Raw genomic sequence first — 22,687 nt, forward strand, 5'->3', positions numbered from 1 at the left:
AATACGTGAACCCGCGCGGCGCGCGTGTGTCAAGGCGACGACACGAATCGACCGTTTCCAGCGAGCCCGCTCAGCTCGCGGCGGACGCCGCGTCGCGCGCCAGCAGGCTGATGGCCGCGATGCCGCGCTCGGAGTCCTCCTCGCTCAGGAACATGCGCAACGTCTCGTGGATGGCGGGCAGCGCGCGGTGGAGTTCCTCGGGCGACATCGACCACGGCTCGATGCCCGCGCGCCGGCACGCCCTCACCATGGTGCTCGGCCCGATCACGCTCGAGAGCCCGCTCACGGCGACCACCCGCTCGAACAGCGAGCCGGCCGCCGGGATCACGCTGCGCGCGCCCGTGCCGGCGCGAGAGCTCGGCGGCGCCTGGTCCGGGCTGCTCCCCGCGCGCCGCGGGGGCGCCCCACCGCCCGCCCCGCCCGTGGCCGGAGCAGGCCTGTTCCGGAATAAGCCCCGCAGCCGCGCCCGCAGCATCGTCAGCTCGGGCGCCTTCAGCACGAAGTCCTCGACGCCGATGCGCGCGCCCTCCGCCCGGGTCGCGGGGTCGTCGTGCCCGGTCAGGATGACCACGGGGATGTGGCTCGTGCCAACGGATTGCTTGATCCGCCGCGCGGCCTCCAGGCCGCCCATCCCCGGCATCAGGAGGTCCATGATCACGCAGTCGACCCCCTCGACGGAGAGCAGGCTCAGCGCCTCCTCGCCCGACTGCGCCGGGATGACGTCGCAGCCGTCGTGCCGAAGGAGCTGCGCGAGCGAGGTGCGGTACGTGGGGCTGTCGTCCACGACGAGGATCTTCTTGCCGATCAGCGCCGAGCCGCTGCCCTCCGCCGCGCGGCGCGCGGTGCTGTGCTGGCTCGCGAGCTCCGTCGCCCGGAGCACCAGATAGCTCCCGTCGTACGGCTTCCCGACATACTCGTCGGCGCCCATGCTCAGGCCCTGGATCCGGTGCCTCACCTCGACCTCGGTGGACAGGAGGATGACCGGAGTCTGCGCGAGCTCGGCCGACGATCGGAGCTCCCGCAGGATGTCGAGCCCATCGCCGTCCGGCAGGATCACGTCGAGGATCACCAGGGAGAACGCCCTCGTCCTCAGGACCTTCTGGGCAAGCGCCTTGCTCTCGCACGCCGTCACCACGAACCCAGCGCCGCGGAGCAGGCTCCGGAGGTCCATGCGTATCGTGAGGCTGTCGTCGACGATCAGGACGTGCGGCTTCATGGCGATTCCCTTCTGCTCCTGGACAGCGCCAGCAAGGTAGGGCCGATAACTCCTGCGGATAAGATGCGCTGCGCCGCGCCCCGCGCGATGGCCTCTCGCGGCATCCCGAACACGGTGGACGAGGACTCGTCCTGGGCGAGGGTCATCGCCCCCGCGCGCTTCATGGCGAGCATCCCCTCGGCGCCGTCGCGGCCCATGCCCGTGAGCAGGCAGCCGACGGCGCGCTCGCCGATCTCGACGGCCACCGACTCGAACAGCGCGTCGACCGACGGGCGGCACGAGTGCCGCTCCGGACCGGTGGTCAGGCGGAGCCGCCCCTGCTGCACAACGAGGTGCCGGTCCGGCAGCGCCAGCCTCACGCCGGGCTGGCCGGCGCGCGGGAGCGGCTCCCCGTCGGTCGCGATCGAGACCGGGATCGAGAGCCGCCCGGCCAGCCACTCCGCGAACGCGGCCGCGAACGGCGCGCCGATGTGCAGGACGAGCAGGATGGGCACGGGGAACGACGGCGGCAGCGGGCTCAGCGCCTCGACGATGGCGGACGGCCCCCCGGTCGAGGCGCCCATCGCGATGAGCCTGTACCAGCCGTCGTCCGCGCGGGGCTCGCGCGGCGCCTCCGCGGCGGGCGTCGGGCGCGCGGGCCGCAGCTTCTTGCGCAGGTGCGTGATCACCTTGATGCGGGCGACGAGCTTCACCGCCGTCACGAGCCGCAGATCCCAGGCGCCGCCCTCGTCGCCGGCCGCCGGCTTGTCGAGCACGTCCACGGCGCCCGCGGCCAGCGCATCGAACGTCCCGAGCGCCTCCCCGCGCTCGAGCGAGGCCGAGACGATGAGGATCGGCGTGGGGCAGTAGGCCATCACGTGCTCGGTCACCGCGACCCCGCTCGCCTTCGGCATCATCATGTCGAGCGTGATCACGTCGGGCCGCAGCTGCTCGCACAGCGCGATCGCGGCCTCCCCGTCGGCGGCCTCGCCGACGACCTCGATCTCCGGGTCCGCCTCGAGCGCGACGACGATGCGCCTGCGGACCGTCCGCGAGTCGTCGGCGACCAGCACGCGGATCTTCCGCGAGGGGAGGCGGGGCTCGGCCTTCGGCGCGCCGCTCATGCCGGGGCCCCCCGCGCGCGAAAGAGGAGCCCGGCCACGGTGTCGAGCAGCCGCCGCTGGTCGAACTCGCCCTTCACGATGTAGTCGTCCGCGCCCGCCTCCCTGGCGCGGCGGCGATCGGCCGCCGACGACAGCGACGTCACGATGACGAGCGGCGTCTCGCGCAGCGTCGGATCGGCGCGGACGCGCTCGGTGAACTGGAAGCCGTTCATGCCCGGCATCTCCACGTCCACCAGGAACAGGCCGTAAGGCCGCTCGGCCGCCTTCCGCAGCCCCTCCTCGCCCGAGGACGCGAGATCGACCTCGTACCCGCCGGACTCGAGGATGCTCTGCTCGAGCATCCGGGTCGTGAGCGAGTCGTCCACGACGAGGATCGGCGGCGGCGGGCGCCGCTCCCGCCGGGGCGCCGCGCCCGGCCTGGCGGCGCGCACCAGCTCGACCACGCCCCGCGGATCGAGGACCAGCACCGGGTTGCCGCGCACGTCGAAGCTCGCCCCCGACACCGCGGGCGGCGCCCCCGCCGCCGCGGGGAGCGGCTTCACGATCACGGGCACGGCGCCGAGGAGGCGATCGGCCCCGAGCACCGCCTGCGACAGGCCCGCGCCGACGACCACGGCGCAGCGCGGCTCGCCGTCCGGCTCCGTCGCGCCGAGCACCGAGGCGAGGCGCGCGAACGGCACGACGCGATCCTCGACCACGATCGCGTCGCGCTCCGGGCCGCGGACGATCGCGTCCGCCCCGAGCCGGAGCGCGCACCGCACCGAGTCGAGCGGCAGCAGCGCCGTGTGGCCGCCGTCCTCGATCCGCAGCGCGGTCACCGACGAGAGCGAGATCGGGACCACGAGCTCGATCGTGGTCCCGCGCCCGGGCTGGCTCTGCGCGCAGGCCGTGCCGCCCAGCTTCGCCGCGGTCTCGCGCACCACGTCGAGGCCGACGCCGCGGCCCGAGAGCGAGGTGATCGCCTCGCACGTGCTCACCCCCGGCCCGAAGATGAGCTCCAGCGCGTCCTCCGCGGTGAGGTCGTACGCCTCCTCCTCGCGGCGGAGCCCCGCGCGGACGACCGCCCTCCGGACCGCGGCCACGTCGACGCCGCGGCCGTCGTCGCTGCAGATCAGGGCGACCCGGCTGCCCCGCTGCTCGACCCGGAGCCGGATCTGGCCAGCGGCCGGCTTCCCGGCGGCGCGGCGCGCGGCCTCGGGCTCGATCCCGTGGCCGACCGCGTTCCTCGCCATGTGCAGCGCGGCGTCTCGCAGCGCGGAGATCACCGCGTTGTCCAGCCGGATGTCGCCGCCGCTCGCCTGGAAATCGATGCGCTTGCCGAGCGACTCCGCCGCCTCGCGGACCGCGAGCTCGACCGCCTCGAGCGCGCCGGCGCATGGCAAGAGCTGCAGCTCGCGCGTGCGCGCCTGCGCCTGCCGGAGCTCGGCAGAGAGCCGGTCGATTCCCCCCGCGAGCTCGACGCGGGCGAGCCCGAGCGCCGCGCGCAGCTCGCGGTACAGCGAGCCCGCCCGCCTCGCGCCGAGCTCCCCGAGGCCACGCGCGGCGTCCTCCGGCGAGCCCACGGCCCCCAGCGCCGCCGCGGCGCGCTCGGCCCGAACGAGCGCCTCCGCGCTGCTCCGCAGCGACTCGAGCTGCACGATCGCCTCGCCGATCTCGTCCGCCAGCGCGCTCACGTGGGCGAGATCGACGCGCGCCACCTCGTCGTGCGCGCTGCGCCGGGACGGGCGGCCGCGCTCGGGCTCGCCGGGCTCCTCCGTGGCGAGGCGGGACACCTCGTCGCGGATGAGCCCGATGAGCCGCATGAGCTCGCTCATGTGCTCGGCCGGGATCGGCTGGTGATCCCGGCGGAACGGCGTGAGCACGTCCTCGACCGTGTGGGCGAGCTCGGCGACCTTGAGCTGCCTGGCCGCGCCGGCGGCCCCCTTGAGCGTGTGCGCCAGCCGGAAGCACTGGTCGAGCGACTCGCCCTCGCCGCCCTGCTGCTTGAGATCGAGCAACCTCCACGCGAGCCCGTCCGCGAGCTCCTGGGCCTCCATCCGGAAGTATTTGTAAAGATCGCTTACCAACGCTCGCTCCTACGCCCCGGCTGGCCGCTGGATGAGGCGGACGAGGTCCTTCGAGAGCGTCGCGAGCTCGGAGGACGTCTTGAGCGTGACCGACGAGCTCGCCTCCGACTCGCGCGCGGTGCGCGCCACGTCGAGCAGCGCCGCGTTGACCTGCTCGACCGCCGTGGCCTGCTGCTTTGTGCTGAGCTCGATCTCGCGCGACGCCTCGGCGGTGCTGCTGACGAGCTCCGAGATCTGCCGGAAGCTCGTGGCGACCTCGCCGAACTGGCGCGCGCTCGCGTCGACCGCCTTCGAGCCGCTCTCCGTCGCGATCACGGTCGTGTTCGCGGATGCGCGGATCTCCTCGATGAGCGCGCGGATCTCCTTGGTCGAGCCGCCCACGCGGTCGGCGAGCTTGCGGATCTCGTCGGCGACCACCCCGAAGCGCCGGCCCGCGTCCCCGGCGCCCGCCGCCTCGATGGTCGCGTTGATCGCGAGGATGTTCGTCTGCTCGGCGAGCTCGTTGATGATCTGGAGGATCCCGCCTATCTCCTGGGATTTTTTGCCGAAATCGAGCATGTGCAGGACGATCTGCTCGACCTGCCGCTGGACCCCGTCGATGCCCTCGTGCGCCCGCTTCACGGTCTCGTCGCCGGCGCGCGCGGCCGCGGCGGTGTCGGCGGCGATCTGCGTCACCCGCTGCGTGCTCTCGGCGATCTGGTGGGACGTCGAGAGCAGCTCCCGCATGGTGGCGGAGACCTCGCTCGAGGTGGTCGCCTGCTCCTTGGAGCCCTGCGCTTGCTGCGTGGCGGCGGTCTGGAGCTCCGTCGCGGAGCTCTCGATGCGGCGGGTCGCCGCGTGGATCCGGCGGTTGATGCCGCGGATGATCAGGAAGCCGACCGCGGCGACGGCGAGGACGGTGAGCGTGGATCCGGCGGTGAGGGTGACGAGCAGGCGCCGCTCGCTCTCCGTGGCCTGCTGCTCCCGGGCCTCGAGGACGCGCGTCTCCTCGGCGCGGAGCTCGCCGGCGACGGCGCGGAGGTCATCCATGGTCCGCCGGCCCCGGCCGCTCGCGATCGTCGCCGCGGCGGCCTCGGCGCCCTCGCGGCGGCGCTGCTCGACCGAGAGGCGCATCTCCTCGAGCTTGTCCCGCATGAGCGGCCGGAGCCGCTCGAGCCGCTCCTGCGCGCCCAGGTTGCCCTCGGTCATCCTGCGCAGCTCCTCGTAGTCGGCGTCGATCGAGTGCAGCGCGATCTCGTAGGGCTCCAGGAACGCGTCGTCGCCGGTGATGATGAACCCCCGCTGCCCCGTCTCCGCGTCGAGGAAGTGGGCGTGGAGCTCGTCGAGCTCGGTGAGCACCCGGTAGGTCTGCTTCAGCTCCTGGCTGATCTCGACCAGGCTCGCTGTCTTGTGGACGGAGACGACGCCCAGCAAGATCAGCACGACGAGGGGGAAGAGCAGGCTGGCGGCGATCTGCTGCGGGATGGTCCACGTGGTCTTCATCGATCTTCCTCGAGACGTTCTGCCCCTCGCTGGGCCCTGCGCAGGACGGTGGCCGCGACGGCGGCGACGCGGAGGAGGCCCCGGGGCGCGCCGTCGATCTCGACGGCCTCCGTGACGTGCTCGCCAGCGCCTTCGCCGCGCTCGTCGTCGGCCGAGCGCACGTCGGCGAGCGAGAAGCTTTCGTGGCTCTCGATCTCGTCGATCGCGAGCGCGATCTCGGGGTTCTCGGCGCAGACGAGGAGCCAGCGCAACGCCGGCCCCGCGGCCGCCCCGTCCACGCCGGCGCGCGGCCGGCCGGAGACGAGCGCGGCGAGGTCGTATGCCGCGACGAGCCGGCCGCGCAGGCCGGCGAGCCCGAGCAGCCCCGGTGGGCCGCCCGCGAGCGGCACGATCCGGCGGCACGGCTCGACGGCGGCGAGCTCCTCGATGCGCACGAGGAGCCTGCGGTCGCCGGCGCGGATCGCGAGCGCGCGCGCCGGCTCCTCGGCGCGCGTCCGCGCGGGCTCGGCGAAGGAGGCGTCGAAGGCGCCCCGCAGCGCGGCGAGGCGCTCGGCGAGGAGGGCGCGGCTCATCCGGCGCGCCCTCCTCGGGCTTCCAGCTCGGCCTGGCAGAGGCCGATCAGGGTCGACCTCGGGAAGCCGCCGCCGAACAGCACGAGGCGCTCCTGCCGCTCCGAGGCGAGCAGCGCCGCGGCGCGGCCGAGCTCGTCCCGCGTGGTCGCGAGGTCGCCGGCGCGCTTCGCGAGCAGCCCGAGCCGGAGGTGTGGCATGGCGAAGCCGGGATCGCGCGACGCCGCGGCCCTGTAGTGCTGCGCGGCGCCCGCGGCGTCGCCCGCCTGCTCCTGGCAGAGGCCGAGCACGTAGTGAGCCGCCCCGCTGTCGCTGGCGTCGCCGGCGTCGCCCGCGTCGAGCGCGCGCTGGCAGGCGCGCTCGGCGGGCGCCAGGTCGCCCTGCTGGCAGAGGATCACGGCGCGCAGGAGCTCGACCCGGGCGCTCGACGCGGCCCGCTGGGGCAGCGCCGCGAGCGCCGCCATCGCGTCGGTGAACCGCTCGCCGCCGATGAGCGTGAGCGCCCTGTCGATCGCCGCGAGCTCGGCCGCCGCCGGGGGCCTCGTCGAGGGGGACGAGCGCGGCGCGGGCGGCACGGCCGGCGCGGCGCGCCGCGGGGGCGGCGACACGCGCCGGGCCACCTCGGCGACGCGCGCGGAGGCCTCGTGGATGCTCGCGACCCACCGGCTCGCGCGCGGGGCGTCGCCGGGCGCGGGGTGGCGGGGCGCGGCGCTCCGCCGGTAATAGAAGATGCCGTGCGAGTGCGCGGCCTCGAACGCCGCGTTCGCGGCGCGGAGCGACTCGCTCGAGGCGAGGAACAGGAAGCCGCGCGGCGCGAGCGCGCCGGCGAAGCGGCCGAGCACCTCGGCCATCTTCTGCGGCGCGAAGTACATGAGGACGTTGCGGCAGAAGATCGCGTCGAACGCGCCCGGCCTCCAGAAGGCGGGGTCGTCGTCGAGGAGGTTCCTGACCTCGAACGCGACGAGCCTGGCGATCTCCTTGCGCAGCGCGACCTCTTCCCCGGCGCGCACGAAGAAGCGCTTGCGCATGTCGTCCGGGACCGCCCGCAGGGCCCACTCCGAGTACCGCGCCCGCTGCGCCTTCTGGATGGCGCCCGGGTTGACGTCGACGCCGACGACCTTGATCCGGTGCGGCAGGAGCCCCGGATAGGCCGTGTGGAGCGCGATCGCGAGCGTGTACACCTCCTCGCCCGAGGCGCAGCCCGCCGAGAGCACGGTGATCGGCTCGCCGTCGGGGCGCGCGGCGAAGCGCTCCGGCAGGGCGATCTCGACGCAGGCCTCGATTTGCTGCCATTCCCGGAAGAAGTACGTCTCCCCGACCGTGAGCTGGCCGGCGAGGACGTGGAGCTCCTCGCGGGCGAACTCGGGCCGGTCGAGCGCTCGCCGGTAGTCGCCGAGGTCGGAGCAGCCCCGGGCGCGCATCCGCTCGCGCAGGACGGCCTCGAGGTCGGCGCCGAGGTGCAGGGACCCGCGCGAGAGCCCGAGGCGCTGTTCCAGGAGCTCTTCCAGCGGGCCGAGGTCGTGCTTCATACCGCGCCTCGGAGGGCGGACCACGCGGCCTCCGGCAGGAGCCGCGCTGTCTCGAGCAGCGCCATCGACTGTCCGTCGAGCGTGCCGAGGCTGTCCACGCACTCGGGCAGGGCCCTGGAGAGGAGCGGCGGAGTCCGCTCGAGGGCGGCCGGGTCGAGCTCCCTGATGCCGAGCACCTCGTCGACCTCGAGCGCCAGCGGCCGTGCCCCGGCGCGGACCGAGACGAGGCGAGCCCCGCGCTGTCCGTCCGTGACGCCGAGCAGCGCCGCGAGGTCGACCACGGGCACGTGCGCGCCGCGGAGGACGGCCAGCCCGCGCACGAACCGCGGCGCGCCGGGGACGCTCCGGACGTCGAGGGCGCGCAGGGTCTCGGCCACGGCGGTGAGCGGGAGCGCGCAAACCCACGAGCGGACGCGGACGACCAGGGCTCTCAACCGCCTCTCCCAATCCTACGCGCAGGTCTCGGCGGCGCGGTGTGGGCTCCTGCAACTTGCCTCATGAGGGACCTGCCGTGCGCGGGCGCGGCGTCTCATGATGTTACCCAATTCCCGAATGCTTTTGAAGATGTAGACGAAGCCTGGCGCCTTTCGCGGACGGGCCTGCGCGAGCCACGACTCGTGGATTTCCGTCGTCGCGGTGGGCACGGCGCGCTAGTTTCTGTTCGGTTTCTGTTCCTTGTATTCGTTCCATATCTGCGGGTTTCGTCCGCGTCCCGTGCTCCCCGTGAGCCTCTCGCGGGTCGCTCGATGATGTGGCGTGAGGCGACGTCACGGCGCGGTGGCCCGCTGCGCCGGCGCGGGGTGGACCTTGAGATCGTCGAGCTGCCTCACATCGCCTTTCCGTTCGCGAGCCCAGGTCTCTGCGTAGTCTTTGGACAGGAAGGCGTCGAGGTCACCGTCCGGCGCTTCCGCGTACCACGCCTGCTCGGCCAGGAGCTTCAGCCCCGTGTGCCGGTCGTGCACGAACATGGCGCGTATCCGCTTTCCCTGGGCTCCCAGCTCCTGGCGCGCCGCGAGCGCGGAGGCCGCGTTCTCGTACGCTCGGACCTTGCTCTCGCCGTGCGCCCAGATCTGCGCTGCGCGCTTCGGCTCCGCGATCGGCGCCCCGGTGCGCGCGTCGCGCTCCGCGAGGGGCACCTTGGTGTAGCGTCCGACCCGCTCCTCGTAGCTCACGCCGGACGCCGCGCAGGCCTGCCGGATATAGCGATCGTCCACGAACCGGTCGACGTCGAGCGAGGCGTTCGTGCGCTTGAGGAGCACCAGCGTGTCCGCCGCGACCCGCAGCCCGCGCAGGAACTGGGGCTTGAGCGTGAAGTCGCGCGTCTGGATGCCGAGGGGGCCGTGGAACATATAGGCCACCTCGGCGTCGACCCCGGTCGCGTGCTCGATGAGCTCGCTGTACCGCTCGGGGTCGCGCTCGAAGATGCGGTCTGCCTCGATGATCGCGCGGAGGAGCCCGACGACGACCTCGGGGTGCTCCTCCGCGTACGCGGCGCGCACCAGCATGCCGTGCGAGGTGGGGATCTGCGTGGTGGCGCCGTCGTAGATCTTGCGCGCGGCGCCGCGGAAGGGGAACAGCTCGGCGAAGGGGACGAAGCCGGCATGGGCGTCGATGATGTTCTCTCTCAGCGCGGCCTCGGCCTCGGCGGGCTGCTGCGGGACGAGCGTGACGTCCAGCTCCGGGTCGAGGCGGATGTCGCTCAGCGCGCGCAGCAGCATCCCGTGGGCGGTCGAGCCGAACGGCACGGAGACGCGCTTGCCCTTGAGATCGGCCACGCTGTGCACAGGGGAGTCGATCGGGACCACGATCCCGTTCCCGGCGCCGGCGGCGCTGCCCGACAGCGTCGCGATGTAGAGGTTGCGCTTGCCCGCCTGCTCCGACGCGATGCCGTTCAGGACCGCGGGAAAATCGGCCATCATGCCGAAATCGAGGTTGCCCGCGATCATCTCGGCCGTGATCGGGGGCCCCGACGAGAAGTCCCTCCATACGATGTCGTAACGGATGTCCTCGTAGGGGCCCTCCCTGGGGAGATATCGCTTGAGCAGGTCGAGCTCGCGGAGGAGCAGCCCGCCCGTGGCGCAGTTGATCGTCGCGTTCTGCGTGCCGATCGCGATGCGGATCGCCTTCTTTTCGGACGGGGTGCACGAGGCGCCGACCACGGCGATGACGAGGCAGAGCACCCACCGCCACGAGCAGAGCTTCGTCATAGGCAGGGTGGCCAATCCTTGCAGAGCGTCGATGGTTGCAGCGGGGGCGAGCGGCTGTCAAGCGCGGACAGGAGATCTGGAGTCGACCGATGTGTGGAGTGTCAGGCGCGCGGATGACGTCGTGGTCACTGTCGTCATTCGAGAACGACCCGTGTCCACACGCGATGCGCGACGCGCGATGTGTCACGACGGTGCGCAATCGATGTCGACCGCGTTTCGAGCGGCGGTCGGAGGCCGCGTGGGATGTGCGCTGGCCGTGCTGTCATCGGGGCATGGAGGCGGGAAGGGGAGCACCCCGAGCCTCATGCTGCCTTCCCGCCGTCGTGCGAGATCTCTCCGGGCGAATGACGGCGCCACCTGCATGAGCCCGGCGCCGCTCGCGGCCGCCCGGCCCGGCCGGTGATCGCCCGGCGCGGCGCATGGCCGCCGGAGCGCAGGCCTCGCCGTCGGCGCGCTTCTCCATACCGCCCGGGCGCGGCACGCGCTATCAACGCCCCGCGGGAGGCGCGGCGATGCCCGTCGCCCCCGGGTCGTCGCATGGTTGCCGCATGATCGCCGTGGTCGCAGAGAAGCCCGCCGTCGCCCGCGACATCGCCGCGGTGCTCGGGGCCTCGCGGCGCGCCGAGGGCTTCCTCGAGGGCGGCGGCTATGTCGTCACGTGGGCGGTGGGGCACCTCGTCGCCATCGCCGAGCCGCACCAGATCGACCCCGCCTGGAAGCGCTGGCGCCTCGACCTCCTGCCGATGCTGCCCGCACAGTTTCCGCTCGTCGTCCTCCCCGGGACGCGGGCGCAGTTCGAGATCGTCCGGAAGATCCTGGGCCGGCGCGACGTCGAGCGCGTCGTCTGCGCGACCGACGCGGGCCGCGAGGGCGAGCTCATCTTCCGTTACCTCTACGAGGCAGCCGCCTGCAAGAAGCCGGTCGAGCGGCTCTGGATCTCGTCGCTCACCCCCGACGCCATCCGCGACGGGCTCCGGCGGCTGCGCGACGCGCGCAGCTACGACGGCCTCGCCGACGCCGCGCGCGGGCGCAGCCGGGCGGACTGGCTCGTCGGCATGAACCTCTCGCGCGCCTACAGCCTCGTCTTCGACCAGGATCTCTCGGTCGGCCGCGTGCAGACGCCCACGCTGTCCATGGTCGTCGAGCGCGAGCTCGCGATCCGGCGGTTCGTTCCGGAGCCGTACCTCGAGGTCGTCGCGACCTTCTGCCCGCTCCGGGAGGACGGCGCGGGCGCGGCGGACGCGTCGTACAAGGGCACGTATTTCCGCGACAGGCCGCCCCCAGGCGAGGCGCCGGGCCCCGCGGGCGGCGACGAGAAGGGCGAGACGGCGCCGTCGCGGAGGCGCCTGCCGCCGGACGGCGAGGAGGCGCGGCGCATCGTCGAGCGGGCCCGGCGCGGCGAGGCGCGCATCGACGCGGTGAGGTCCGAGTCTCGCCGCCTCCCGCCGCCGCTGCTCTACGACCTGACCGAGCTCCAGCGGCACGCCAATCGCCTTTACGGCTTCTCCGCGCAGAAGACGCTCGAGGTGGCCCAGGCCCTGTACGAGCGCAGGAAGCTCATCAGTTATCCGCGCACCGACAGCCGGCACCTCTCGACGGAGATCGCCTCCACGCTTGGCGCCGCGGTGCAGGCGATCGAGGGCTCGTACCGGGGCATGCTCGCCCCGGGGACGGGGGCCCGGCCGCTCGGCAAGCGCTTCGTCGACGACGGCAAGGTCGGCGATCACCACGCCATCATCCCCACGGGCGCACGGTCCTCGCGCGCGGAGCTCTCGTCGGACGAGCAGAAGATCTTCGATCTCATCTGCCGGCGCCTGCTCTCGGCGTGGCACGAGGATCACGTCACCTCGATCACCACGGTCATCACCGCGATCACCACGCGCGCCCGGGGCGAAGGCGCCGGCGCGCCGATCGTGGACCGCTACCACAGCGCGGGCAGCGTCGTGGAGAAGGTCGGGTGGAAGGTGCTCGACATCGGCTTCGGCAAGCAGCCGGCGAGGCCGCGCAGGAAGGCGGAATCGAGCGGCGCGGGGCACGAGGAGCGCGAAGGGGGCGAGGGGGAAGGCGAGCGCGAGACCGCGGATCAGGTGCTCCCGCCGGGCCTCGCGCGGGGGCAGGTGCAGCTCGTGCTCGACGCGCAGGCGCAGTCCAAGAAGACGCGCCCACCTCCGCGCTTCACCGAGGCCACGCTGCTCACTGCGATGGAGACCGCGGGCAGCAGCCTCGACGAGAAGGAGCTCTCCGAGGCGATGAAGGACTCGGGCCTCGGCACCCCGGCCACGCGGGCTGCGATCATCGAGACGCTCCTCCGGCGCGAGTACATGGTGCGCCAGGGCAAGCTGCTGCACGCGACCGACAAGGGCGTCGGGCTGATCGAGGTCGTCCACGCGGACGTGAAGAGCCCCGCGATGACGGGCGCCTGGGAGGCGAAGCTCGCCCGCATGGCCCGGGGCGGCGGCGATCTGCCCTCGTTCATGGAGGGCATCGAGTCGTACGTGCGCCATGTGGTGGAGGAGGTGAGCGCCGGGCGGCGCCCGGCAGGCGGCGCTGCGCCTCGGCCGGAAGAGCGGGCGTCTCCGTTTCCGGAGCGCGGCGAGCCGCGGGCCTTCGGGAGCGGCCGCGGCGCTGCGTCCGCGGCGCCGGATGTCCGTCGAGACCGCGAGGCGCCGAGCGCGACGCCCCGCCGCGCTCCAGGTGGCAGCGCGGTGAGCGCGGCGGGCAGCGCGTCGCGCGGCGTCCTTCAGACGGCCGCGGCGGCGGCCGTCGCACCGATGCCGGCTCGGGCGCCGGCGCGCGCGGCGGCGGTGGCATCGACTCCGGCGCGCGCGGCTGCCGTGGCATCGACTCCGGCGCGCGCCGCTGCGGTGGTGTCGACTCCGGCGCGCGCAGCGGCGGCGGTGGCATCGACTCCGGCGCGCGCCGCTGCGGCCGCCGCGCCTTCCGCGGCGCGCGTGGCGGCCGTCGCATCTCCTTCGCCGCGCGCCGTGCTCGCCGCGCCGTCGCCGGCGCGCCGGCCGGCGGATCTCCTCGAGCTGCTCCAGCAGTGCTTCGGCTTTCGCGCGTTCCGCCGCTACCAGGAGGCCGTCTGCCGGACGGCGGCCGCGGGGAGCGACGTGCTCCTCGTCATGCCCACCGGCGCCGGTAAATCGCTCTGCTACCAGCTCCCCGGGATCGCCCGCGGCGGCACGACGCTCGTCGTGAGCCCGCTCATCGCCCTCATGGAGGATCAGGCCACGAAGCTCCGGGCGTGGGGGTTTGCCGCCGAGCGGATCCACTCCGGCCGGAGCCGGGCCGAGTCCCGGAAGGTCTGTATCGATTACCTGGACGGCGCGCTCGACTTCCTGTTCATCGCCCCCGAGCGGCTCCGTGTGCCCGGCTTCCCCGAGCTGCTCGCCCGCAGAAAGCCGGTGCTCGTCGCCGTCGACGAGGCCCATTGCATCTCCAAGTGGGGCCATGACTTCCGCCCTGATTACCGCATGCTCGGCCAGCGGCTCCCGGCGCTCCGTCCAGCGCCCGTCATCGCGCTCACCGCGACAGCGACGCCGGTCGTGCAGGACGATATCGTCGAGCAGCTCGGGCTCGCGTCCGCGGCGCGCTTCATTCACGGCTTCCGGCGGAGCAACCTGGGTATTGAGATCCTCGAGGTCAGCCCGGGAGAGCGCCCCGCCCGGGTGCGCGCGCTGCTCGGGCAGGAGGGCCGGACGCCCGCGATCGTCTATGCGCCGACCCGGAAGGACGCCGAGGCGCTCGCCGCCGGCCTCGCGGAGGACCTCCCGGCCGAGGCGTACCACGCGGGCCTCGCCGCCCCGGTGCGCGACCGGATCCAGACAGCGTTCCTCGACGGCAGCACCGAGGTGATCGTCGCCACGGTCGCGTTCGGCATGGGCATCGACAAGCCCGATGTCCGCACGGTCATCCACGCTGGGCTGCCCGGGAGCCTGGAGGGCTATTACCAGGAGATCGGCCGCGCCGGCCGCGATGGGCTCCCGTCGCGGGCCGTGCTGATGCACTCGTATGTCGACCGGCGAATGCACGAGTTCTTCCACGAGCGCGACTACCCCGATCCGGCGATCTTGCAGCGGATCGAGGGGACCCTCTCCGCGGAGCCGCGCCCGCGGGAGGCGGTCCTGGGCGATCTCGACATGGATCCCGAGGTCGCGGACAAGGCCCTGGAGAAGCTCTGGATCCACGGCGGCGCGCGCGTGGATGTGGACGGGGGCGTGGCCCTGGGCGAGCCGGGGTGGCGCGGGCCTTACGAGGCGCAGCGGCGCCACAAGCTCGCCGAGCTCGTGCAGATGGCGCGGTTCACCGAGAGCCACGGCTGCCGCATGCTCCACCTGGTCCGCCATTTCGGCGACCAGGAGGACACCGGCGAGCCCTGCGGCCTGTGCGACGCCTGCGCGCCGGCCGCGTGCGCGGCGCGGGAGTTCCGGGCGCCGAGCCGCGACGAGGCGCAGGCGATCGCGAGGATCCTCGCGGCGCTGCGCGACGGCGAGCAGCCGACCGGCCGGCTCCACCGCGAGGCGTTCGCCGACGGGTCGCTCGAGCGGCGCGACTTCGAGCACCTCCTCGGCGGCCTCGTGCGCGCGGGCCTTGTCGAGGTGCGCGACGAGTCGTTCGAAAAGGCGGGCGAGCGCATCGCCTACCAGCGCGCATCGCTGACGCCGCGCGGCCGCCTCGGCGAGCCGCGCGGCGTCAGCGATGTCCCGCTCGCGAAGATCCCGCCGAAGGTGAAGAAGCGGCAAGGCGCGAAATCGTCGGACCCGCGGCGGGCGTTCTTCGCTCGCAAGGCGCAGCGGAAGAAGGGCCGGTCGAGCTGAGCGACGCGGGGGCGGCGCTCAGCGGAAGATGCCGAAGTGGCCGAGCACCCACCAGAGCAGGACGAAGATGAGGATGGTGCTGAAGCACCCGCCTCCGAGCTTCTTCGCGCCATAACCCGCCGCAATCCCACGCAGAATCTTGCTCATCGATGGACCTCCGGCCCCGTGTCGGGGTGCTCGACGAGCGAAGCAACGCGGGTGCCACCTCGCGCAGGGTGCGCTGTTCCCGCGTCCGGGCGATGGTTCCGATCGCTCGTGGGTGCGCACCTGGGTGCGCGCGCCACACTGGGGCGTTTCGCTACGAGCTCACCTGCGCGACGTCCTGCGATTGCAGCGGCGTGAGGCGGCGAGCCCGATCGCGGCGAGGGCCGCGGCGACGCCGGTCGTGGCGAACGGCGAGGTCCGCCCCGGCTCGGCGGTGCAGCCGGACAGGGCCTTGCCCGCGCCCGGCACGACCTCGACGTCTCCCGAGCAGCCCGAGAGATCGCAGGACACGTCGCCGCGCGCCTCGACGTTCACCTCCGGCGGGTTCAGGTTGGTCAAGCCCGATATGCCGCGGTCCCCGTGAGCCAGCTGGCGTTTCTGAGATATGACCTGCTACCGGCCGAGCTTGGCGATGAAGACGCGCGTCCGATCCCCGTCGCTGGTGCCGGGTAGCGGTCCCGTGCCGAAGTCGGCGTCCGGAGCCGTCGTCGCGCCCGAGACGAGCGTCTCGCCGTCCTGTGAGGCGGCGACCGCACGCAGGTCGTCTTGGCCTGTAGTGCCCATGAGGTGGCTCCAGACGAGCTCTGCGTCGGGCGTGAGCTTGGCGACGAAGCCGTTCGGACGGCCCTTCGCTTTCATGGGACCGTTGCCGAAGTCGATATGTCCTTCGACCACGCCGACGACGACGAGGTTGCCAGATGGATCCCGAGTGACTCCATATGCCTCCTGCCGCTCGACGGCATCCCCGAATGCACGCATCCATCGGGGCGTCCCGTCTGCCTCGAGCTGCACAACGAAGGCATCCTTGTTGCCGCCGCTTCCAATCAACGTGCGTTCATCAACATGCATCTCACCCGTAAAAGAACCTACCACCACAGGGCGGCTCGCCAGGTCCACGGTGATGCCCATCGGTTGCCCGCCGAACCCCCTGGCCCACACCGACTCCCCGGCCGGTGTTATCTTCAGGAGAAACTGGCCCGCATCAACTCGGATCGGCGTCTCGCCGGTGCTTAGGTTGATCGTCTGCGTGGACCAGCCGAGTACGAAGATGTTCTTCGAGCTATCTACCGCGGCCGCAGTGGCAGCTTCGTACGATGACGTGCCGTTGAACGTGCGTACCCAGCCGCCTGGCTCGATCACGCGCCCGGTGGCACCGTCGAGCTTCGCCACGAGGATGTCCTCGCCGTCAGGCGTGATCGGCCCCTCGCCAAAGTTGATGGTCTGGCTGAATCTTCCCACGACCACGATGTCATCGCTTGCATCGATCGCGACGTCAGTGAATGCGCCGCGACCCCCCAGGCCTGTGCTCCAGACATGATCGCCCGATGCGCTGAATCGAGCGATGAACGGACCTGCGGGGAGTGGCCCATCGCCGAAGTCGATGCCTCCTTGAGCGCTCTCGCCGGCCAGCACCGGACTTCCCTCGGAGCCGACGGCGAGGCTCGTTGCATAATCTGCGCCGAGGTCACCGAACTTCTTGGCCCAGATGGGATCGCCGGCCGGGCTCAGCTTGACGAGCAGCACGTCGGATACGTCGCTGGCCGAAGAGAAGGATTTGCCTCCGATCGCGATCGTCCCCGAAAAGTTGGCGGCGACGAACACGTTCCCCTCAGCGTCACTCGCAATGGTGAAAGCCCAGGCGCTGCCATTTTGCTCGAACCCGGTCGCCCAGACAATGCATTGGAACCCGTCGCAGTTCTCGTCGTCCGCTGCATCGCAGCGCTCCACCGCGGGGAGGACCTCACCATCGCAGGCACCCCAGGTCCCGTCGGCGCCGCATGTGCGCATTCCTTCCCGGCACGCGCCCCTATTCCTGGTGCCCAGTGGGCCGGCGTAGCACACCTCCGACACGTCCGGCGTGCATGCGGGGGCCTCATCCTCAGTGCCTCCCGCGCCGCCGGTACCCGTGCGGCCAGAACCCCCCATACCTTCGGCACCCCCCGTGCCGCCTGGAGCCTGGTCGGAGAACTCGTCGAGACCGAGAACTAGCGCGCACCCGCTGGCGCACAGGCCCAGGCCGAGGAGGGAACCGAGCGCGTAAGGTCGTGCTTGTCGTTGCATGGGCTCGTGCGCGCCCGGAAGCCGCAAGGAGAGGGCGCCGACGCTGGCGCGGAGGCTATCACGCCCACGGGGCGTGCAGGGGCCTGGTTCCGATGCCTCGGCCGGGACGAGCCGGCGCTCTCGTCCTAGCCTCGGGCACCTCGCGGCAGACCGCCATAGCCGAGGATCGAGAGCCCTATCCGCGCCGAGAGCCGGCGTATCACCGCACGAGGGAGGACGCGGGAGAGCTGGGCCGTGGCCTTGCTCAACGCGGTCGGGACGGCGACCACGTCACCCCGATCGGCCGCCGCGATCCCGTACGCGGCGCATTCCTCGGCGGAGATCTCGAACGGCGGCTTCTTGCGCGGCACGCCGGGCGCGCCCGCGTCGAAGATCTCCGTGGTCACCGGCCCCGGGCACAGGGCCGTCACGGTGACGCCGGTCCTGTCGAGCTCCACGGCCAGGCTCTCGGAAAACGAGAGCACGAACGCCTTGGTGGCCCCGTAGACCGCATGCCCCGGGGTCGGCTGGAACGCGGCGAGCGACGCGACGTTGAGCACGCGCCCACCGCCGCGCGTCACGAGATCGGGGACGATCGCCGCGCACAGCGCGACGACGCTCTCGCAGTTGAGCCGCACCAGCATGGCCTGCTCAGCGGGATCGCCTTCCAGAAAGGGCCCGAACCGCGTCGTGCCGGCGTTGTTGACCAGCCAGGCTGCCCCGCCCAGCTCGCGCGCCCGATCCCGCACCAGGACGCCCGCGCCCTCTGCGGTGACGTCGAGCTCGAGAGGGTGGATGGGCGCGTGCGAGGCGGCGCGTGCCCGCGCGGAGAGCTCTTCCAGGCGGTGCGCTCGCCGGCCGATGGCGAGCACCGGCTGCCCGCGCGCCGAGAGTTGCCGTGCGATCTCCGCGCCGATGCCGGACGAGGCGCCTGTGACGATGGCGATGCCCGAGGTAGTCGTCATGAAGCGATCCTTTAGGCGGCTTCGTCCAGGATCGCGAGCGGGCCGTGCCGCTGACCAGCGGGTGCCCCGGCCAGCGCTCTTTCCGCACAATCTTGCCGCAACGCAGCAAGAACGCGCGGGTGCCCCGTGCGCGTCATCGGCTCAGGGGAGCCGCAGGTCGCGCGTGGGTGTCGATCTCGTGCCGTTCCCGTCACCAGACCATCCGCTCCAGGCGTGTGCGGCCGATCGCCCGTGCTGTTGGCCAGCCGTCTCGCGCGTATGGCAGCATCGCACCATGGGGCGGTAGAGGACCGTCGCCTACATGCGGAGCGGGCTTTCGCAGCCTTCCTCTTGCAGATCGCGGCGCGGAGCGGCTAGCCTTGGTCTCGTGCTTCAGACTTCGGGTGCAGAGGACTCGCGGGCGACGCAGCGGACCCGCGAGCGAGCCGTGCGTATTCGAGGCATCGCTCTGGCGACTGTGGCCCTGTCTGCGGCGCTGTCGTCGCCCCTGCGCGCGCAGGAGGAGCCGCCGCAACCGGTCACCGTTTCAGAGCCCGCCATCGAGCAGTTGCCTGAGGTCGAGGGCACCGGTCTCTGCGCCGCGTCGGTCATCCCGAAAGACAGGCCGGCGCAAGTCTTCCTGCCCGACTTCGTCGGCGGGACCAACGGGCTTATCGATGATCCCACGAAGCACAGGGACGGGGAGCCACGTCTCGACTACGTCATTCGAAGCCTCCTGGATCTGAGCAACAACAACATCGCTGGCGACGTGAACAACCCGCGGAGCTACGGCGACTTCAGGGAACTGTCGCCGGCCTGCGAGGTCGGCGGTTGCAGCTTCCCGTGGGACGATCGTGACAACGACACGGAGATTCCCTTTGGCTCCCGCCTCCGCGGGTTCCTGGCCGTCACGGAGGCTCTCGCGCGCCAGCCCGTCCATATCGGCTTCTACGCCGATGATGCCGTGAGCCTCACGTTCTACGACGGCGTCACGACCGTGAAGACGGTCATGACCCGGCCGCCGGAGCTCGGCCTGCCGACCTGGCGCCTCACGAACACCGTCACGTTCGAGAAGCCAGGCCTGTACCCGATCGAGATCCACCACGCGGAGGTCGCCGAGCACGCGGCGCTCGAGATGTCCTATTTCGTCGGCGAGTTCCAGGACTTCCACCGCGCAGCGGACGAGCCGCCCGTCGTGAAGCTGAACGAGAACGGCTTCACCGTCTTCCAGCCGACGCAGTTCTTCCAGACGCTCTTCGGCTCGCCGTCGTTCCCCGATCTCGATCAGTGCTTGCAGTGCGAGCGCAGGTTCGTCGGTCACGGCGGGAACAACGGCTGTCCTGGGAGCTACTACTGCAACGAGGCCGCCCTCTGCGCCCCGTGCGACACGGCGTTCTATTGCGGCGAGGAGTGCTCGCCCTGCAAGGGTGACACGCCGTTCTGCATCAACACCAACGCGGGTCGTGAGTGCGGCCAGTGCCGCACCAGCGCCGACTGCCGCGACGGCTTCGTCTGCGACCCCGAGACGCACGAGTGCAAGGAGGAGTACGAGTGCGACGAGGACCCGGACTGCGCGCGCGGCGAGATCTGCGTCGAGCGCACCTGCGTCCCTTGCGACACGGCCGACCAGTGCGCGGGCAACTCCTGCAACTGCTGCCCTAACGGGATCAACGGCACGCAGATGAACTGCGCCGCGGTCGAGCCGGGCGGCGTCACGATGTGCGTCGAGTGCCTCGTCGACGCGGAGTGCCCCGACGGCAAGAAGTGCCACACGCCGACGGGCCACTGCGTCGACGAGATCCCGACGAACGCGCAGCCGAACTGCTGCGGCGAAGGGTGCGTCGACTGCATGCGCCCCGAGGACCCGAACGACCCGGAGACGCCCCCGGTGCCGTTCTGCCTCCCCGGGCCCGTCGGGACGGCGTGCGCCGCGTGCCGCAACGACATGGACTGCGCCGCGGGGCAGTACTGCCTGAGCGGCGAGTGCAAGACGTGCGTCGAGGACCGACGCTGCGGGCTGCGCTGCGAGAGCTGCGGCGGCGACACGCCGTTCTGCATGGGCGATTTCCCCGAGACCGCCGCCTGCGTGCGCTGCACCTCGGACGAGCAGTGCGCCGGCACGACGTGCAACGCCGAGACCCACGAGTGCGACCCCGGGTGCATGGCGACCTGCGCCGAGGACACCCCCTACTGCGACGGCCAGGCGTGCGTCGAGTGCTACGCCGACACCCAGTGTCCCTGCGGCAACACCTGCGACCTCTCGACGAACACCTGCGACATCTCCTGCAAGTCGAACGTGGACTGCCTCGGCAACGAGCACTGCCGCTGGACCGACGAGGCCGACGCCAAGGAGTGCGCGCTCGGTCCGATGCCGGACAACGTCGCGTGCGGCGGCACCCTCGCCGACATCTGCAGCGTCTCGGTCGTCGGCGACAGGAACGCCGATCCGCGGCCGTTCGGGATCATCGCCCTGGCGATGCTCGCGTTGCTCGAACGCCAGCGCCGGCGGTACGGCGGAGGTGCCTCGTGAAAAGGCGCCCGCACCTCCTCGCGCTCTCCGCGGCCCTCACGCTCTCCGCCACCGTCACCGCGCGCCCCGCGCTCGCCGAGGAGGGGCGCTTCGACGCCCAGGTCTTCCGACCGGCGGCCGCCCCGCGCGACCTCGTGATGGTCCAGAAGTCCGAGGTCATCGGCAACCTGTCCCCGACCATCGGCCTCTACAGCGACATCGCGGCCGACCCGCTCGTGCTCTTCCTTGCGGGCGACGACACGAACAAGGCCGTCAACGCCATCACCGGGCGTCTCGAGCTCGCCTTGCTCGCGGGCATCGGCTTCTTCGACGTGTTCGACGTCACGATGGCCATGCCGCTCATCCTCTTCCAGGAGGGCGGCAACATGCGCCGGTTCGGCACCGAGGGGTCGGTCAAGAGCACCACCGTCGGCGATCTCCGCCTCTCCACCAAGATCTCGCTCCCGTACCTGAACCGGAAGGAGCAGGTCAAGGAGGGGTTCGGGATGGCGATCTCGGGCAACCTCAACTTCCCCACGGGCGACCAGAACGCGTTCGCCAGCGACGGCGCGCTGAGCGGCGGCGCGACGCTCATCGCCGACTACCGGTTCAACTTCGGGCTGCTCCTCGCCGCGAACGCCGGCATCTGGCTGCGGCCCGACAACCAGTTCGCCGGCGTGCGCGTCGGCGACATGGCGCAGTTCGGCGTGGCGGCCGAGCAGTACGTCGTGCAGCGCTGGGGCCTGTCGGTCATCGGCGAGGTGTACGGCTACCCGTCGCTCACGAGCTACCCCGACGACCCCGGGCAGGTCCCCGCCGAGGCGCTCCTCGGCCTGCGCTGGCAGACCAAGCACGGCATCACGATCACCTTCGGCGGGAGCTTCGGCGCGGCGTGCGGCTTCGGCGCGCCCGCGGTCCGCTTCTTCAACGTCATCACGTGGCAGCCGAAGACCTCCCAGGAGCAGGAGGAGATCAACCGCCTGCAGCAGCGCGACAACGACGATCCGGATCGCGACGGCCTCATCGGCGCGGCCGACCGCTGCCCCGACGTGCCCGGGAGCCCCGAGAACTTCGGCTGTCCGGACCTGGACACCGACGGCGACGGCGTCTTCGATCGCGACGACCAGTGCCCCGACAAGCCCGCCGGCCCGCACGGCAAGAACGGCTGCCCGCTCGCCTTCATCAAGGGCGACGAGATCGTGATCACCGAGCAGGTCCACTTCGCGACCGACAGGGACATCATCCTCGAGGACTCGAACCCGACCCTCGAAGCGGTCGCGCAGGTGCTGGTCGACAACCCGGACATCCGCGAGGTGCGGATCGAGGGCCACACCGACGTGCGCGCGACCGACCTGTACAACATGGCCCTGTCGCAGCGCCGCGTGGCGAGCGTCATGGCGTACCTGATCGCGAAGGGCGTCGATCCTTCGCGGCTCCAGGCGGTCGGCTACGGGCACACGCAGCCGATCTACGACGACGCCGGCTGCGTCGGGCCCGACGACCGGCTGACGCCAGACTGCCAGTTCATGACGTCGAAGAACCGGCGCGTGGTCTTCCGCATCCTGCGCTACGGCAACGCGGGGCCGAAGCCGCTCACCGGCTCGCCCGAGGGGAGCGAGCAGATCTTGCCGTCGGGCGGCCTGCTGCCGCAGAAATCGCAGGGCACGCTGCCGACCCAGGGGACGCTGCCTGGCCAGGGGGTCCTCAAGTCGAACGTGCTGCCGAGCGGCGGCTCCGCGCTTCCGCCGGCAGGCGGGGTGCCCGGCGGCGCAGGGCCGCTGCCCAACCGCGGCGATGCGGGGGGGCTCCCGAGCAACTCGGGCGTGCTGCCGCGCTCCGGAAGCCCCGCGCCGCCGGCGCCCTCGTCGTCGAGCCAGCCGCCGGCGGCGCCGCCGAAAGGCACCGCGCCTGCGCCGGCTCCCGGGGCTCGTTAGCCAGGAGAGCGTCGACCCAGGGGGGGCGAGCGCGCCAGATTGCCCGGCCCACGGGGACCGTGTT

At 72.1% G+C, this 22,687-nt stretch carries 15 protein-coding genes; 3 read left to right on the forward strand and 12 right to left on the reverse strand.

Annotated features, from left to right (window positions below; translation table 11 throughout):
• Positions 1–70 precede the first annotated feature (70 nt).
• The 8 genes from WMF36_RS18140 to WMF36_RS18175 all read right to left on the reverse strand — a co-directional run bounded on the left by WMF36_RS18140 (position 71) and on the right by WMF36_RS18175 (position 10,172).
• Positions 71–1,216, reverse strand: a complete 1,146-nt coding sequence (locus WMF36_RS18140) for a response regulator (protein ID WP_437580864.1) — start codon at positions 1,214–1,216, stop codon at positions 71–73.
• Positions 1,213–2,319, reverse strand: a complete 1,107-nt coding sequence (cheB, locus tag WMF36_RS18145) for a chemotaxis-specific protein-glutamate methyltransferase CheB (protein WP_437580865.1) — start codon at positions 2,317–2,319, stop codon at positions 1,213–1,215. Before cheB ends, WMF36_RS18140 begins: the two co-directional genes overlap by 4 nt.
• Positions 2,316–4,385: a hybrid sensor histidine kinase/response regulator gene (locus WMF36_RS18150; protein WP_437580867.1), complete on the reverse strand. Its 2,070-nt coding sequence runs from the start codon at positions 4,383–4,385 to the stop codon at positions 2,316–2,318. The genes cheB and WMF36_RS18150 overlap by 4 nt, the downstream gene beginning before the upstream one ends.
• Before the next feature lie 9 nt (positions 4,386–4,394).
• Positions 4,395–5,867, reverse strand: coding sequence for a CHASE3 domain-containing protein (locus WMF36_RS18155; RefSeq protein WP_437580868.1), 1,473 nt, complete (start codon positions 5,865–5,867; stop codon positions 4,395–4,397).
• A complete protein-coding gene (locus WMF36_RS18160) occupies positions 5,864–6,439 on the reverse strand; it encodes a chemotaxis protein CheW (RefSeq protein ID WP_437580869.1) in 576 nt (191 codons plus the stop codon). The genes WMF36_RS18155 and WMF36_RS18160 overlap by 4 nt, the downstream gene beginning before the upstream one ends.
• A complete protein-coding gene (locus WMF36_RS18165; protein ID WP_437580870.1) occupies positions 6,436–7,965 on the reverse strand; it encodes a CheR family methyltransferase in 1,530 nt (509 codons plus the stop codon). The genes WMF36_RS18160 and WMF36_RS18165 overlap by 4 nt, the downstream gene beginning before the upstream one ends.
• Complete coding sequence (locus WMF36_RS18170) at positions 7,962–8,399, reverse strand: chemotaxis protein CheW (protein WP_437580872.1); 438 nt, start codon at positions 8,397–8,399, stop codon at positions 7,962–7,964. The genes WMF36_RS18165 and WMF36_RS18170 overlap by 4 nt, the downstream gene beginning before the upstream one ends.
• Positions 8,400–8,732: 333 nt before the next feature.
• Entirely contained in the window at positions 8,733–10,172 is a 1,440-nt protein-coding gene (locus WMF36_RS18175) for an ABC transporter substrate-binding protein (RefSeq protein WP_437580874.1), read from the reverse strand.
• A gap of 548 nt (positions 10,173–10,720) precedes the next feature.
• Between WMF36_RS18175 and WMF36_RS18180 the strand changes: the two genes are divergently transcribed.
• Positions 10,721–14,992, forward strand: a complete 4,272-nt coding sequence (locus WMF36_RS18180; protein WP_437580875.1) for a DNA topoisomerase 3 — start codon at positions 10,721–10,723, stop codon at positions 14,990–14,992.
• Positions 14,993–15,010: 18 nt separating this feature from the next.
• On the opposite strand, the gene WMF36_RS18185 is transcribed toward WMF36_RS18180, so the two are convergent.
• From WMF36_RS18185 to WMF36_RS18200, 4 genes are all read right to left on the reverse strand, one after another.
• Complete coding sequence (locus tag WMF36_RS18185; RefSeq protein ID WP_020736078.1) at positions 15,011–15,139, reverse strand: hypothetical protein; 129 nt, start codon at positions 15,137–15,139, stop codon at positions 15,011–15,013.
• Between the two features lie 159 nt (positions 15,140–15,298).
• Positions 15,299–15,535, reverse strand: coding sequence for a hypothetical protein (locus WMF36_RS18190; protein ID WP_437580877.1), 237 nt, complete (start codon positions 15,533–15,535; stop codon positions 15,299–15,301).
• 54 nt (positions 15,536–15,589) lie between these two features.
• Positions 15,590–16,924 carry an SBBP repeat-containing protein gene (locus WMF36_RS18195; protein ID WP_437580878.1) on the reverse strand — a complete coding sequence of 445 codons (1,335 nt, stop codon included), beginning with the start codon at positions 16,922–16,924 and terminating at the stop codon, positions 15,590–15,592.
• A gap of 458 nt (positions 16,925–17,382) precedes the next feature.
• Positions 17,383–18,201, reverse strand: coding sequence for an SDR family NAD(P)-dependent oxidoreductase (locus tag WMF36_RS18200; RefSeq protein WP_437580879.1), 819 nt, complete (start codon positions 18,199–18,201; stop codon positions 17,383–17,385).
• 457 nt (positions 18,202–18,658) lie between these two features.
• Here WMF36_RS18200 and traA point away from each other — a divergent pair, with 457 nt between their 5' ends.
• Together traA and WMF36_RS18210 are read left to right on the forward strand one after the other, a co-directional pair.
• The gene (gene traA, locus WMF36_RS18205; protein ID WP_437580880.1) at positions 18,659–20,710 is read left to right on the forward strand and encodes an outer membrane exchange protein TraA family protein; all 2,052 of its coding nucleotides are present in this window, start codon (positions 18,659–18,661) and stop codon (positions 20,708–20,710) included.
• Complete coding sequence (locus WMF36_RS18210) at positions 20,707–22,623, forward strand: OmpA family protein (protein WP_437580881.1); 1,917 nt, start codon at positions 20,707–20,709, stop codon at positions 22,621–22,623. Before traA ends, WMF36_RS18210 begins: the two co-directional genes overlap by 4 nt.
• Positions 22,624–22,687: the final 64 nt, after the last annotated feature.

The organism is Sorangium sp. So ce887 (assembly GCF_051521455.1).
Lineage (GTDB): Bacteria > Myxococcota_A > Polyangia > Polyangiales > Polyangiaceae > Sorangium.